This is a genomic window from Pseudomonas sp. DD1 (genome assembly GCF_044510355.1).
Lineage (GTDB): Bacteria > Pseudomonadota > Gammaproteobacteria > Pseudomonadales > Pseudomonadaceae > Aquipseudomonas > Aquipseudomonas shahriarae.
Genome location: NZ_MSAJ01000011.1, coordinates 206,621 through 222,118, shown reverse-complemented (window position 1 = coordinate 222,118; position 15,498 = coordinate 206,621). Strand labels below are relative to the sequence as shown.

The following is a 15,498-nucleotide window of genomic DNA, read 5'->3' as shown; positions in this document are numbered from 1 at the left end:
AACAAACATGGGATTAAAGTGCAGGCGACTCAATAAAAAATGGCCGATAGCATACCCATCCTGAGTAAAGCCCATTACGGCCAAAGATAAAGCATTATCAAGGGGTTAGTCAGCAAAGCAGGGCATTCCCTCAAGTATTGCGGCCAAGATTAAGCGCAAATTTGTCCAGCGAATATGAAAGGCGGATGAAAAACTCGTTTATTTGGTGGGCAGACAGCTAGTGTTCAGCTAGACAATAAGGAACGCAGACAAACGATAACTGTTTGCGCTGTAGTCATTATCTGTAAGTGCTTTAGTGCGTATTCACGCTGAATCACCCCGTTTGTTAATCCGTGGCGCCTGAAGAATCTTCTCTGCAACCCTCTGCAAGTCCCGGTAAAGTAAGCGATCTCTTGCCTGGGTAGTCGGATGAACAGCGTGCAGATACGGCCAGTCTTGATGATGTTGTGGATGACGCTAGGCGCGGCCCATGCCGCCCGGGCGGACGAGGGGCTGAGCCTGACGCCGGTCGTTCAGGTTCCTGCCGGGGTCGAAGTCAGGGGCCGGCAGGTCGCCGCGTATAGCTGGGATGACCGGCAGGGCCACAACCTGTTGGTGTTGGCCGAGCAGGAAGCCGGCGAGCGCGATGACGACGGCACACAATCGGCGGCGATCTATGCTGCGCAGTACCTGCTGGAGGGTGACCGGCCCAAGCGTCTGTGGATGCTGCATGACGATGTGCAGCGTTGCGAATTCGACGCCGGCCTGCATTTCGATAGCGCCGCGACTCACGTCACCGACCTGCTGGGGGATGGCCCCAGCCAAGTGACCGTGGGCTATTCGCGCACCTGCACCAGTGATGTCAGCCCCCGTGAATTCAAGCTGATCATGCATATCGGCAAATCACACAAATACGGACTGCGCGGGGTTGACCGCTATGGCGCCAGTTGGTGGGACGAGGAAGCCGGCGCCCTGCGCGGCATGCCGCTGCCCACCGATTGCAGTGTTGCCGGGCAGCAGGCGTTGCTCAGTCAATACCAGGAGCAGGGCACCGACCTGCCATTGCCAGGCTGCTACAACGACGAGCAGGACTTCGCCAAGGCGCCCACCAAGCTGTTGGCTTTCATGCGTCAGCAATGGTTTGCGTTGATGCAAAAACAGAACGCCGACTGGAGCCAGCAGCAAAGCCCGGCACCCGCCGAGGATGAGCCCTAGTTTGGTATGCAGCGCCGACCTGGGTTAGACTCGGCGCTCGCCAAACCACTAAATACTGAGATTAAACATAGGCTTAGTCTCTATATTTAATCTCAAGGCTGATCTATTTTGACCGAGATTTCCCGCAACCCCCTGACCCTGTATCTCGCGCGCCTGGCGCCTTCCAGCCAACTGACCATGCGCTACGTGCTGCAAGATGCCGCCGACCGCCTGGGGTTCGAAGAGATCAACCTCGAAGATATCGACTGGCATCTGTTGCAACCGGAACACGTAATGGCCCTGGTCGCCGTGTTGCGCGAAGACGGGTATGCACCCAACACCTCATCGCTGTACGTCAACGCCGTGCGCGGGGTAATGAACGAAGCCTGGCGCATCAGCCTGATCAGCCAGGAACACCTGCTGAAGATGCGTTCGGTCAAAGCCACCGCCGGCACGCGCTTGAGCCAGGGGCGTAACCTGCGTCGCACCTTGATTCGCGAACTGATGGATGTCTGCGCCGCCGACCCACGGCCACAGGGCCTGCGGGACGCGGCGGTGATCGGGATCCTCTACGGTTCGGGGATGCGCAAGTCAGAGTCGGTCAACCTCGACCTGGCCCAGGTGAACTTTGCCGAACGCAGCCTGCGGGTGACGGGCAAGGGCAACAAGGAACTGCTCAAGTACGCACCGGCCTGGGCATTTGCCAAATTGCAGGCATGGCTGGAGTTTCGCCGCGGGCAGTTAAAGGAAGGGGAGCAGGACGACAGCTTCCTGTTCAACCGCATCCGCCGCGGCAGCCATATCACCCGCGAACGCATCACCAAACATGCGATTTACTACATCGCCCGCCAGCGTGGTGAACAGGTCGGTGTGAAGATCATGCCCCATGATTTCCGCCGCTCGTTTATTACCCGGGTGATTGAAGAACATGACTTGTCCATTGCGCAGAAACTGGCGCACCACACCAATATCCAGACCACCGCCAGCTACGACGTGCGCGATGACAACGAGCGGCGGCGGGCGATTGATCGGTTTGATCTTTGATCAACGGTCACCATCGGGTTCGCTGCTACACACCAACGCCTGGCGCTCGTAGTTCAGCGCCTTGTCTTGCGCGGGCAGTGCATACGATGCAGTGCATTGCCGGCCCCCCCACTTGATCGTCAGGCTGCCCTGGTCCTCTTCAACCAGTACCAAGGCGTTACCGCTGGGGTCGGCGATGGCCAACTGCTTGCCGCTGGCGTCTTCCAGTGAGGCGCCAAACGTCAGGCGCTGGTGCTGTGCATCAAACAGCTCAAACAGCACGCGACGCCCGGTTTTGCCGCTGTAGCGGGCCAATACCACCGCCCCACGGCGCGGCACCACTTGCTGTGTGGCCTGGGTGATTTCTACATCACCGCCCAGGTCACGGGTGTCGAGGCTGATCCAGTTCACTCGATAAGGTTGCGCCGAGGGGATGACGGCATAGCCGTTGCGCCCGGTTTCGACGCCGCTGTAGCTGCTGATTTTTGCCCCACTGATGCCCGGTACCTGTACCAGGGCGAAGGTCTCGCTGACGGTCTGCCCCAAGTTGATGCCACCCGCATGCGCCACTACCGAGCCGGAAACGTTGAGGTTTTGTGAGTCATAACCACGCCCCTGGCTGTACCCCAGGCTGATATCGGCCATGGAGGTGCGGCTGTTGATGTTGGCCGATCCCGATTGGCCGCCGGTGCTGCTATGGCCGGCCTGGACTGAATAGAACACATCGCTGGTATCTGCCACATAACCGTTGATACCGGCCTGGGTGCTGGTGTCGCCTTGCTGCGTACTGGTGGTGACAAAAGCGCGGGGTGCCCGAGGCTGGCTGCCCAAGGGAAACGAAACAGACAGGTTGAACTGGGTGTCGGAGTCGGGTGCGCCCCAACTGGCGATCTGCTTGGTGCGTGTCACCCCCAGGTTGTAGCTCAGGTCCCCCCAGTTGTTGTTATAGCCGGCCGAAAAGCTCTGGGAGCCGCCACGGTTCCAATAGCGCTGATCGCTGGCGTTCACATACAGGCTGCCGAACTCACGGTTGCGCCCGAGACTTTGGTTGATCGTCAGGTCGGTACGGGTTTTCGAGTTACCGGTACGTTTGACTGCATCTTCGCTGGTGTCCTCGACGTGGTCGGTCAGGGTGCGGTAACCCTCGGTCGAATACCGATACGCCGCCAGCGTAAAGTTGGTGTCGGTGCCAGCAAAGGTCTTGGCATACAACGCACGCACACTGTTGCCCTGGGTGGTTTGCCCCTGGGCGGCGCTCGACGAGTGCGTGACGTCCATGGACACGGCACCCAGCGATGTGTTGCGGCCCACCCCGAGGGAGAACGCCTTGTAGTCTTCACTGACTTGCAGGCCGACAATCCCGCTGAGGTTGCTGGTGAGGCCGTAGGCGAGGGTGCTGCTGACAAATTGCGGGCTCGCCAAACCGTCAGCATTGCTGCTGAATTTACCGGCCGAAACGCTGTATTTGACCTGCCCTTCACGCACCATGATCGGCAGGCTGGAGAACGCCTGCGTGGTCACACGCCGACGGCCATCGGCCTCGATGATGGTGATTTCCAGGTCGCCGTTCGAACCGCTGGGGTAGATATCGTTGATCTCGAAAGGCCCGGGTGCGACGTTGGCGGTGTACAGGATGTAGTCGTTCTGGCGGATTTCCACCGTGGCGTTGGTCTGCGCCACGCCACGAATCACTGGCGCATAACCACGCTCGCTGTCGGCGCGCATGCCTTCGTCGGACGCCAGCTTCAGGCCCCGGTAGCGCACGCTGTCGAACAGGTCGGTATCGGAAAAAATCTCGCCGGCACTGAACTGCCCCTTAAGCGCGGTCACGTCATGCTGCACGTAGCTGCGGTTGCTGGTGAAGGTGCTCGGCCGACCGGTGCCGCTACTCAGGTTCGACTCATTGCGCAGCCGCCAGGCGCCCAGGTTAATGCCGTTGCGCAGCCCCAGGTTGTTGTTGATGCGCGTTTCATAGTCGCCGGCAGTGCGGCTGCTGTTGAGTTGATAGTTGATAAACGCCGCCGGCACACCATCCTCCCACAGCTGGGGATCGACATAGCCACGCATGCCACGTTGCATCGCGACCTGCGGAATGCTCGCCGCCAGGCGCAGGCGACTGGCGTCATAGCGCAAGGTCGCCTGGTCGATCAGTGTCGGCAGGTCGTAGCAGTCCTGGGGCTGGTTGGGGTCGAGCTTGCCCTGGGCCTGCAACAGGCTCATGTCGATGCCCAGTTGCTTGAGCAGGTCCAGGGTCAGGCACGGATCGACCCGGCCGGTCTGTGGGTTGCGCTTGAAGTCGATGTCGCGCCGGCCCACCAGGACCTCGTTGCTGTACAGGTCGACCCGGTAGTTGCCGGGCAGCACGCTGTTGGCCGAGAGCAATTGCTGCAGGTCTACCGACGATTGCGCACCCTGCAAGAAGGTGGTGTTGAAGACGTTCACGGCGGGCTCATCGGCAATCGCCAAAGACGGCGAACCGGCAAGCATGGCCAGTGATAGCATGCTCAACTTGAGTGATGTGCAAGTTGTCGACACGCGTGAAGTGCGCTCGCTTGATATGTAATGATTGGGCCTGCTGCCTAAAAGAAAAAACATGCAAAGAACCTATATCATTCCTGTTTATCGAACAGGCGAGGCACGCGAGTACGCACTCGAATCGAACCTGAGGGTTTAAGGGAGCTACTTATGGCTTGGCGCGAGTACCCGTAGCCTTGGCCGCCAAGTGCGGTACAAGTTGGGCACTGTATTTATCTTGTGCGCCATAGTCGTTAATACTGGAAAAAGACAGTTGTACTGAATCCTGGCGACTCAGTTGTTTAATGCTGAACTGTTTCTCGGCACCTGGCGCAATCATTGTCGAGTCGGCAGCCAGTTCCGTTTGTTGGCCGGCCTGTAGTTTTATATCGGCCATGGACACGTGATACAGCGTCGGGTTTTTTACCGTCAGTACTGACCCGGCATCGCGCTTGACCAGTTGCCACTCCAATTGCGCGGGTGCTGACAGGGCATCGCCAGGCAACCCGGATGGGCGGAAGAAAATCTTGATGCGCTGGCGTACGGCCAGTTGCAACGTGTTGTCGGAGGCGGCGGCTTGTGGGATCTCCTGCACATTGAGCCAGACCACGGACTCACGATCCGTTGGCATTCCGGCACCCTGGTAGAGAACTCGCAGTAACTGCTGCTCCTTGGCAAAAATGCGTGCCAGTGGCGGGGTTACGGCGAACGGCGCGGCACTGTCTTGTGCATCGCTGGTATCGACCCAAGACTGAATCAAGACGTCCTGATTACCGTTGCGCACGGTGATATTGGCCTCCTTGTGATCGCCATCGAAGACGATACGGGTGGCACTCAGTGAAATGCTGGCGGCAGCCTGGGTCGCCATAAGCAGGGTCAGCAGCCCCAGGCCTGTGGCAATGGAACGAGGTAACATGATGTCTACCGTTTAGTGGTCGGATAAGTGGCGAGGTCCGAAGACCTCGCACGTGACAGGCGCTGCGTGTCGTTTATTCGTATTGCAGGATGAACGGCAGGGTAGCGTCACCGCGACCCGCGGTGGAGGCGCCGGCTGCACCGGTGGTGACGTAGGCTGCGGCAAAGCTCAAGGTTGCATCGCCGCCGTCGCTGCCTTGGCCGTGCATGGCGCTTTCGATACGGGCGGTGGCCGGGGAGCTGAGGTCGATCAGCGCGCCAGTGCTGTCGAGCAGGGCGATACCGACGTTGCTTGCGCTGCCGTTACCAGGGGTCAGGGCGAGGACTTTTTTACCGGTAACCAGGCCTGAACCGCCACTTTTGGCGTCAAAGATCATTGCCACTTTAGTGCCCAGGTTGCAGTTCACGCTGAGGTTGAAGTCCTTGGCGGTCACACGGCCCGAAGCTGGGTTTTCAGCGGTGCCCATGTCTTTGATAGAGACAGTGCCCATGTCGACGGAGATCACGCGATCGGCGTTGGCACCATCAACCGAGCAAGCGTCGTTGTTGATCAAACCGGTGAAGGTAATTTTGCCGCCGCCGCCCGGGGTACCCGTACCCGGGGTAGTTTCGGCAAACGCACTGCTGCTGGCGGCGATAACTGACACAGCGATAAGGGCCAGGGAAAACTTCTTCATGATGATGTCCGTTAGTGTTGGTTGTGGTGATGGGTTGAAACTGCCAACGAACAATAGTTAATCTGGGCTTTATAGAGAATAAGACGATTCTTATAAAGCACTTAAAGTGAGGGGTAATCGGTTTTATAGCGGACTGAATAAAAGGAGCTTAGTTAAAAATATTGTATTCCAGGCAGTAGGCCAACAAGTCCTGATCGCTGCTTACTTCAAGTTTTCGCATGGCGGAAATCTTCTGTGCGCTGATAGTTTTTGAACTTCTATTTTGGCTGCGCGCGATATCACTGACACTTTTTCCTGAAATAAATAAGCGCAATATTTCAAATTCTTTGGGCGACAGCGTAGAGAAGCGTTCATCAATAGCGGTCAACGACTCGATAACCGAGGTCTTGGCCGGCTCCAGGCTCCGGTAATGCGCCTGCTGGGCAATGGACTTGAGGGCGACCTGGATTTCCGTATGCAACTGGCTTTTCTGGATCACGCCCACCACGCCCAATTCCTGCAGACGGGTAAGAATCAGGTGATTGGAGATCATGGTCAGAATCAGGATCTGCACGTCGGGGAAATGCCGCTTCAGGTACTCCACCAGCTTCAAGCCATCGCCGTAGGGCGAATCACCGGGCATGTTGTAATCGGTGATCACAATGTCGATGGGCTGCTGCTCAAGCAATTTGATGAGGCCCGCCGAACAGATCGCTTCGCCGATGACTTGAAAACGCTCGTCTCTCTCGACGAGTTCACGTACCCCCAGAAGCACGATGGGGTGATCGTCTGCAATTACCACAGTGAATGTCTTCATAGGGGGGAGCCGTAATCCTGGTTCAGTAAGTGAGGTGATCCCATGCGCGTGTACACAAGGGCGTGCGGTGCGCTCATAGCTGCGCCCCGAGCAAGGCCGACAGCCTGCCGATAACCTGCTTTATCCGCAGTTCCAGCCCGGCATTGAGCCGACCGAGTGCCAACTGGCTTTCCAGTTCGATGCACGCCTGGGCCAGGTCGAGTGCCTGCACGGCACCCAATGCGCCGGCAACCGAGTGCAGGGTTTCAGCCAGGCACCGGCAATCACGCTGCTCAAGAGCGGCACTGATGCGCTGCAAGTCTTGCTGCACGCTGCTGATAAACAACGGGCGCATTTTGTCCGACAGCTGCACCGTGTCAATCACCAGCAGCTCGGCGCGCAATGTCGGTTTGCACAGTTTGATCAATTGCGCACGCAGGGTTTGCAGGCTCAAGGGTTTTACCAACCAGGCATTCATCCCGACCGCCAGACAACGAATGCCTTCCTCGCGCATGGCATTGGCGGTGACACCGATGATAGGCAATTGGGGGTCATGCTCCCTGAGGGTGCGGGCCAGTTCATAGCCGTTCATCAACGGCATATTGATGTCCGTCAGCACCAGGTCAAAGGCCTGGGGTTGCCACAGGTGCATCGCTTGCTCGCCATTGTCTGCCAGCGTCACCGTGCAGCCGAGGGCCTCGAGTTGCTCCTTGATGATTTCCTGGTTCACCGGATTGTCTTCGGCGACCAGAATGCGCAGCTCCAACTGCCCCGCGCTCTGTTGCTCGACACGCAGCGCTGACGCCTGTTTACCTTGCTGTCCCAGCGCAACCACCGACGCAATGGCGCGCACATCATGCATATCCACTTCCCAGCCCTGCGCGGTGCACAGAGGCGGGCTATGCGCGCCCGGCACACACAGCACCCGCGGTCCAGCCCATGGCTGCAGGGGGCCGGCAGGCAGCATATCCACCAGCACCGCCTGCGCACTCTGTTGCTCCAGGGGCAGTGCCGCCAACGTGGCCTGGATACCCAAGCGGTTGAGCCAGTCGCACAGGGACTCCGCCAACTCGCGCACGGGTGCCTGCACATACACAGGTGAAGTACTCGGTTCAATGGGCGTGAGGCCCGGCAGCTCGCTGGTGCCGAGCGGCAAGCGCATCTTCAGGGTAAAACTGCTGCCCAGGCCGGGTTCGCTGACGACCTTGATCTGGCCGTCCATCATCTCGGCCAGCCAGCGACAAATTGGCAGCCCCAACCCTGCGCCGCCTTGGCCGGCGGTGTCCGGGGCCTGGTAGAACAAATCGAACAACTTGGCTTGCTGCGCCTGGCTGATGCCCACGCCAGAATCGGTCACCTGCCATTCGAGGTCGACGCGATCGTCGCCGCGACGCACGGCCCTGGCCCGAATCACCACGCGCCCGATGTCGGTGAACTTGACGGCATTGCTCACCAGATTGTTGAGGATCTGGCGGATACGCATGGGGTCGCCGACTACGCAGTCCGGCAGTTGCGCGTCAATGCAGCCATACAGTTGCAGGCCCTTGCGCTGGGCGAAGGCGGTGTAGGTGTGCAGCGTGTCTTCCAACATGTCCAGGGGGCAGAACTCGATGGACTCGATTGCCATTTGCCCGGATTCTATTTTCGACACATCCAGCACGTCGCTGATCAGTTGGAACAACGTCGCAGATGAGCGCTGGATCGTGTGCAGGTAGGTTTTCTGGCGTGGGTCCAGGGGCGTCAAACCGAGCAATTCCAGGGTGCCCAGCACGCCATACAAGGGCGTGCGAATTTCATGGCTCATGGTCGCCAGGAACAGCGTCTTGGCTTCGTTGGCCGCGTCGGCGGCCCGCCTGGCATCTTCCAGGGCCAAGGCATCCTCGATATGACGGGTGACGTCGCTGAACGCATACAGGCGCACATCCTGGCCCTGGTAACGGGTCGAGACAAAGCCAACCTGCAAATGCCGGCCCTCGATCTCCAGGTAGGTTTCGCCGCTCTCTGCACTCTCTTGGATGCGGCTGAGGGCAGCCACCAGCCTGGTCGTGCCCGGCCATTGCTGCGCCCGCTGGTTCTCGATCAACACCTGGCCATCTGCGCGGCCCACCACACACAGCCCAATGGGCGCGGTGTCGATGATCACCCGGCTAAAGGCCACGCTCTCTGCGATGCGTTCATGGGCCTGGCGCGCCGGGCGAATGACTTGCTTGCGATACCAGCGGGTGCCGGCCCAGGAGATCGCCAGCACCGCACAGATAAACAGCGCCAGGCTGGTCAACGGCCAAAAGGCATAGCGAAAAAAATGCTTGTAGCTGATCCCATAGATCGCGGTCCACTGCTGCTCGGTGTCGTGGGTAATTTTGAACTCCAGGCCGGTGGCCCGAAAGTTGAGCCCCTCACTCAGCGAAGAGGCCAGGACAGAGGGCCCCGCCAGCGTCTGGCCGCTGGGTGAGAGCAGGGTGAAGCGGTCGTAGACGGACGACTCGATCGTGCGCTCCACATCGTTGACTTGCGCCATATCCAGCAGGGTGGCCACCAGCACCTGTTTATTGCCTTCATGCCTGCGCATCACCTGGGGGTTCAGGGTAATGCCGATGTAGGCCAGCAGACGCGGAGGCGCAGGGTCTTCGCCGGACGTGACGTAGGCTTCCCAGTAAAGCTGATTGTCCGCCAGAGGCTGAGGCAGTTGCCCCAGCCTTTGTTGCACGGCGTCGGCCCGCTCGGCGGAGGGGCCGTTGTAGGCGGTCTTCCCACCGCGCTGGTAGCCGACCGCCGGCACCGTTATGTAGTAGTTGACGAGCCTATTGAAGACAAACGCATGGGGTGAAGGGTAGGGCGACGATGACCAGAATGCGCTGTAGTAACTGGCCAGGTGGGTCCCCAGGGCAAATATCTTCTGCTGCTCGCCAGCGCTGACTCGTTGCTCATCGAATCGGCTGCTGAAGGGCACCGAAAAGGCGAACTCGCGGCCTTCAAAACGCGTGTTGTACGCATCCAGCCTTTGCCCCTTGAGGCTGGCCTGGGTGTTTTTGTCACTGATCAGATCGCGCTGGATAGCGGGCTGCGCCAGGGTTCTCAAGAACGTTTCCTGTTCCTGGATATTTTCCATCAGCCGGGCAAAATGAAAACGCACGGCGGCGTACTGCTCGTCGATCACTCGCTGCAGTGCCCAGTAACTGGTGCCCGCCAACAGCAATGCGAGACCGAGCACCACCATCAGCCCTTTATTCAGGCGCAGTGAGCTGCGGGTGAATGCTTCAAGGATGGCGTCGTTGTGCTTCATTAAGGGTTTTCGCAGGCGGATGAGAAATCGGCACTGAATGGAGCTTACTCCTGATAGAGGTTAGACAAAATCGGGCCGCAGGCTAATGAGATGTCGCGGGGCCATCATTGTTCAACAGTTGCTGAAATTGTTCCGAGGAGACTGCCTGAGAGATCAGGAAACCCTGAACTTGAGTGCAATCAATTTTGCGCAGAAGGGCCAGTTGCTGGGGCGTTTCGACGCCTTCGGCAACCACGGTCAGCCCCAGTTTACGGCCCAGTGCGATGATACTGGCCAGGGCCGACGTCATGCCTTCGTTATCGTGGCAGCCTTGTACCAGCGCCTGGTCGATCTTGAGCTCGGTAAAAGGGGTCGAGACCAGGTTCAGGTATGAGCTGTAGCCTTTGCCGAAATCGTCCTGGGACAAGCCAAACCCCTTGATACGCAGGCGGCAAGCTCCGGCATAGAAGTTACTGATGTCCTGGGGCACCGAGCACTCCATCAGTTCGAAGCAGATCATTCCCGGAATACCCTGGTTATCCAGGACAAAATCCAGCAGGCGGTCTGCCAAGTCATGGCTATTGAGCAGATGGGTCGGCAGGTTGATCGACACTGGAACATCGTATCCGCGCTGACGCCATCGCTCCTGCGCATGAATGGCCTGCTTGAGCACCAGCCACAGCAAGCGCTCCTCCAGTTCGAAGGTCTTGATTGCCGGCAAAAACGCCGCGGGCAACATTAGCCCTTGTTCGGGGTGCATCCAGCGCACCAGCGCTTCAGCGGCGACGATACGGCCGTTGGCCAAGGATTTCTTGGGTTGGAACCACGCCTGGATTTGCCCGTTACCCATGGCCTGGAGCAGCGTATGCCGGCCAATTTCCGCTGCGGCGGGGAGCGACGGGTCAGGGCTGCGATCCTTGTGATTGAGTTGGCCGACCAGGCTGCGCAGCGCGTCGGCGGCGACGGGTTTTGAAATCAGACCGATGACTTTCACATCAAGGTTTTTCGCCACCAGGCTGGCCGCCATCAACATGCGCCGCGACGCGGCACTCATAATGGCCAGGGCGGGCTTGCAGCGCAGGGTTGCCAGGCTCTGGATAAACTGCACGCCATCCATGCCGGGCATCAGCAGATCAGTCAGCACCAGGTCGAAATCCCGCTGGCGCAAACGCTCCAGTGCCTCGTTCCCATCCTGGGCGGCTTCAAGCATGAAGTCTCCCAATTCATTGAGCAGGTTCTGCAGGTACAAGTGCTGCAGAGGATGGTCCTCGACGATCAAAATACTATAGCGCTTCATGGGGGATCCGTGCGTAAGGCTCCAGGTAATTAAAGAGGGCCCGCAACGCAAAGGGTTTGACCAGGCAATAGTTCATACCTGCGGCCAGGCACAAGTCGGCCTCGCCGCGCATGGCGTTGGCGGTAGCCCCGATGATGGGCAGCGAGCAACCTTGGCTGCGTAACTCCCTGGCTAATTCATAGCCGTTGACTCTGGGCATATTCACATCCGTCAGTACCACATCGAAGTGTGAGGCCTTGCACAGCAGCAGCGCTTCATGACCATCGCAGGCCAGCTCCACGGTGCAGCCAAGTTCCTCAAGCTGATCGCGCAAAATCAATTGATTGATAACGTTGTCCTCGGCCACCAGCACATGCAGGTTGAGCTTGCGCAGTTCACGCTTGTGCGCCTGCTCGTCGACCCTGGCCACCCACAACCCTTGCGCCTGGCTGACAGCCTGGTGAATCGCGCTCAACTGATTGAGGTTGGCATGCCACGCGCCGGTCTCGCTCTGCTGGCCATTGCTGCTGTTGCTGCTCACCAGGATTACCGGCCCCGGCCAGGCGGGCACCAGTGGCTGTTCGAAACTGCCTGGATGCAGTTCCAACAGTAACTGGCCCTCGGGGTGGGTCGGCTGGCCGATCTGTGCGCGGGCGCCCCAACGGCGCAACCAGCCGCCGATGGATTGAGCGAGTTCGGGGATCGGCGAAACCACATAGATCGTCTCTGCCAACAGGCTACTCATGGGCGTACAGGGCGCCTCTTCCAGAGGCAGGGTCAGGCTGAAACTGCTGCCCAGGCCCAGTTCGCTGACCATACGGATATGCCCGTTCATCAATTGCGTCAGGCGCTGGCAAATCGGCAAGCCGAGCCCGGTCCCGGCCACCACGTTGGTGTTGCCTTCGGTTTGGTAGAAAGGTTCGAAAATCATCGCCTGGTCTTCCTGGGCAATCCCTTTGCCGGTGTCGGACACTTGCCACAGAACGCTGGAGCGCTCGTCGTCGCGGTCCAGCAACTTGACCCTTAGCACCACGCGCCCGTAGTCGGTGAACTTCACGGCGTTGTTCAGCAGGTTATTGAGGATCTGGCGAATGCGCGTGACATCCCCGATCAACCGCTCGGGCAACTTGGGGTCAAAGCAGGCGTAGAGCTGCAAGCCCTTGCCCATGGCAGCGGCGGCATAGCCCTGGATGATTTCATTGACCAGGTCCAGCGGCGAGAACTCACTCAGTTCCAGAGCCAGTTGCCCGGCCTCGATCTTCGACACGTCGAGTACGTCGCAGATCAGTTGCAACAAGGTGGCCGAAGAGCCTTCTATTGCATGCAGATAGTCTTTTTGCTGGTTGTCGAGCTGGGTGCGGGCCAACAGCTCCAGGGTGCCCAGTACGCCATACAGCGGCGTGCGTATTTCATGGCTCATGGTCGCCAGAAACAGGGTTTTCGCGGCATTCGCTGCGTCGGCCGACTGCCGGGCCTCTTCCAGGGCGGCTTCAACTTGCTTGCGCGCACTGATATCACTGAAGGCGCAAAACAGCACGTCCTCGCCTCTATAGCGGGTAGGCGCGCTGCTGAGGTAAAGGTGGCGGCCGTCGAGGGTCTCGAAGTAGTCGCAATGCCCGGACGGAGCGCTATCGAACGCCTGGCGGATCCAGCCGGTGCACAGCGTTTCGCGCTCCAGGCCGTTACCCAGCCAATGCTGGGCCAGGGTGTTTTCCAGCACAACCTGGCCGTCGGTGCGACGCAGCACGCACAAGGCGACCGGCGCGGTCTGGATCACATCGCGACTGAAGGCCTCGCTTTCAATCAATGCCTGAATCCCGTTGATCGAGGGGATGATGAAGCGCTGGTTGACCCGGCGCATCACCAGCCAGATCAGCGTCACACTGAACAGGCAAAACACCAGCGAACCGAGCAGTTCGCGCCACAATCCGCGGACCACATCCCGCAGGTTGATCGAGTACATCAGTTGCCAGTCCGACGACTTGAGTTGCTTGCGAATGACCAGATGATCCGGCACCAGGCCACTGCCGACAAAACCGAAAAAGTTCGCACCCTGGGGCTCGAGCAATGACTGGTTCAGCTGGGGTTCGTGGCTATTGGTAAAGACCAGCATGCCCTTGGAATTGAGCATCATGAACTCGCCCGCACTCTGGTCATTGAGGGTCATGGACACTTCGTGGCTTTCCATTTCCAGGCCCAGCCAGCCGGAATTGGGGTCACGCTCATCCAGCAGAATGAATAGATACAAATGTGAATGCCCTTCGCTCTGGTCACTCAGCCAGAGTTCGCCTGGGTCCACTGGGTTGCGTTTCTTCAGCGTCCTGAGGCGATTGAGCATGCATTGGGAGAACGGTAATACCTGCGCCGTCGAATCGTAGAGTCGGGTTAATTGCGGGTTGGGGCCGGCGGTCACGTAAAGCAGGTTGACCTGTTTGACCTTCAGGTAGTTGCGCATGCGTGAGGTCAGCCAGATGCTCCACTGGTTGCCCGGTGTACTGCCCAACTGCAGGCGCTGCTCTTCGCTGGAAGCCGGGTACGCTTGCGCTTTGGCCTGCATGGATTTGCGCACCGCCGACAGGCTCAGGCTTTCGAGCAAGGCTTCGCGGGTAGTGAAAAACGTATGGGCTTCGGCAATCGCGCTGCTCATGTAGCCGCGCCGCTGAGAGATGTCATTGTTGAACGTGGACAGCAGAAACGTGTAGACACCGCTAAAGATGCCAATCAACAACACGATGGCGAAAAGACGAAGCAGCCTTCTGGCTGCTTCGGGTCGGGACAGGACGGGATTGATCTGGAGCAGATAACTTTTAAATCGCATCGGCGGATTTTAATGAGCCATCCGCCGCCTGGGCATAAGACGATCCTTAAAAGCGCCCATGGGCTTACTTGTAGAACATATCGACGACCACCGCTGCAGCGAACGCGCCAGGCTGAGGCAGGGCGCGCCACTTCAAATCAGCCCTGAAGTCTTGGCGGAAGGTCTGGTTGGCACCATTCATTTTGGCCAAGGGGAACCATTCATTGAATGGCAGGTTTTGATGGGTGTAGTCCCAGGATAACGCGATGCCCACGGAGCTGTTATTAGCGGGCACCAACAAACCATTGATCACGCTCCCGCCGCCCGGTGTCGTGGCGAAGCGAGCGCTCACCGTGTACGGAGTGTCACAGGCTTTGCGCAGGCTCAGATTGAAGGTAGCGGTGCTCGCCACTTCACCGACCTTTGCCAGGCGCGAGGGTTTGGGAAAGTTGACGACACTGGGGGTAATCGTCAGGTCTGGCGTGCAGGGCACAAAGCGGATGTCGTTCACGCCGGTGACAATGTAGTTGAGGTTGCTGTTGGGCCGGCTGTTGAGCCCCGTAATCCCGTCCAGTTGAAAGACCCGGTATTGCGACAGGGTGCTGGCCTGGCCGTTTTGCGGCGTGCTACCAAACTTCTCGATAAACACGCTGAAGTTGAGGGTGAACCGGGCCTTGTCCCAACCGACGCAATTTGACAGGTTGCAACCGCGGTCGGAGTAGAACCCCGTACCGTACTTGCCACTGCTTTGGGTGATGGGCACTGAGTTATAGCGGATCCCGGCGCGAATGCCCTTGCCGATACTGACGCTTGCCGGGTTCAGGTAAAAAAACACTTCTTCGCGGCCGTGCTCAAAGTCATCCTTGCAAATCACGTTGACCGAGCGTGGGCCCGACTCCCAGATAATCGTGCCATCCGGCGCATCGGCCGCCACCGCCAATGCGGTACCCAGCGGTGCGGTGTCGGCGACCGAGCCGCTACCGTCCACCCGGCAGGCCAGCGCATAGCTGGTAGCGGGGAGGGCAGCGCAGGCAAGCAGGCTGGCCACGAGCAGGTATTTAAGGTGTGACATAGGTCGGTATTCCC

The 15,498-nt window shown here is 59.0% G+C and carries 10 protein-coding genes; 2 read left to right on the top strand and 8 right to left on the bottom strand.

The window, feature by feature from the left end; translation table 11 throughout:
- Positions 1–408: 408 nt before the first annotated feature.
- Positions 409–1,194 carry a M949_RS01915 family surface polysaccharide biosynthesis protein gene (locus PSFL_RS08905; protein WP_220172233.1) on the top strand — a complete coding sequence of 262 codons (786 nt, stop codon included), beginning with the start codon at positions 409–411 and terminating at the stop codon, positions 1,192–1,194.
- 108 nt (positions 1,195–1,302) lie between these two features.
- On the top strand, positions 1,303–2,217 hold the full coding sequence (gene xerC, locus PSFL_RS08900) for a tyrosine recombinase XerC (RefSeq protein WP_397469922.1): 915 nt from the start codon (positions 1,303–1,305) through the stop codon (positions 2,215–2,217).
- Here xerC and PSFL_RS08895 read toward each other — a convergent pair whose 3' ends face one another.
- From PSFL_RS08895 to PSFL_RS08860, 8 genes are all read right to left on the bottom strand, one after another.
- Complete coding sequence (locus tag PSFL_RS08895) at positions 2,218–4,698, bottom strand: fimbria/pilus outer membrane usher protein (protein WP_397469921.1); 2,481 nt, start codon at positions 4,696–4,698, stop codon at positions 2,218–2,220. It lies immediately after the preceding gene.
- A 181-nt stretch (positions 4,699–4,879) separates the two neighbouring features.
- Positions 4,880–5,626, bottom strand: coding sequence for a molecular chaperone (locus tag PSFL_RS08890; RefSeq protein WP_115128233.1), 747 nt, complete (start codon positions 5,624–5,626; stop codon positions 4,880–4,882).
- A 73-nt stretch (positions 5,627–5,699) separates the two neighbouring features.
- Positions 5,700–6,302 (bottom strand): fimbrial protein, encoded by a 603-nt coding sequence (locus tag PSFL_RS08885; protein ID WP_057436544.1) that lies wholly within the window; start codon positions 6,300–6,302, stop codon positions 5,700–5,702.
- 148 nt (positions 6,303–6,450) lie between these two features.
- Positions 6,451–7,098, bottom strand: a complete 648-nt coding sequence (locus PSFL_RS08880) for a response regulator (protein ID WP_057436542.1) — start codon at positions 7,096–7,098, stop codon at positions 6,451–6,453.
- 73 nt (positions 7,099–7,171) lie between these two features.
- The gene (locus tag PSFL_RS08875) at positions 7,172–10,360 is read right to left on the bottom strand and encodes a response regulator (RefSeq protein ID WP_397469920.1); all 3,189 of its coding nucleotides are present in this window, start codon (positions 10,358–10,360) and stop codon (positions 7,172–7,174) included.
- Positions 10,361–10,442: 82 nt separating this feature from the next.
- Positions 10,443–11,636 (bottom strand): EAL domain-containing protein, encoded by a 1,194-nt coding sequence (locus PSFL_RS08870; protein ID WP_057959499.1) that lies wholly within the window; start codon positions 11,634–11,636, stop codon positions 10,443–10,445.
- Positions 11,623–14,433: an ATP-binding protein gene (locus PSFL_RS08865; protein WP_170059154.1), complete on the bottom strand. Its 2,811-nt coding sequence runs from the start codon at positions 14,431–14,433 to the stop codon at positions 11,623–11,625. Before PSFL_RS08865 ends, PSFL_RS08870 begins: the two co-directional genes overlap by 14 nt.
- Positions 14,434–14,497: 64 nt before the next feature.
- A complete protein-coding gene (locus PSFL_RS08860; protein ID WP_397469919.1) occupies positions 14,498–15,484 on the bottom strand; it encodes a hypothetical protein in 987 nt (328 codons plus the stop codon).
- Positions 15,485–15,498: the final 14 nt, after the last annotated feature.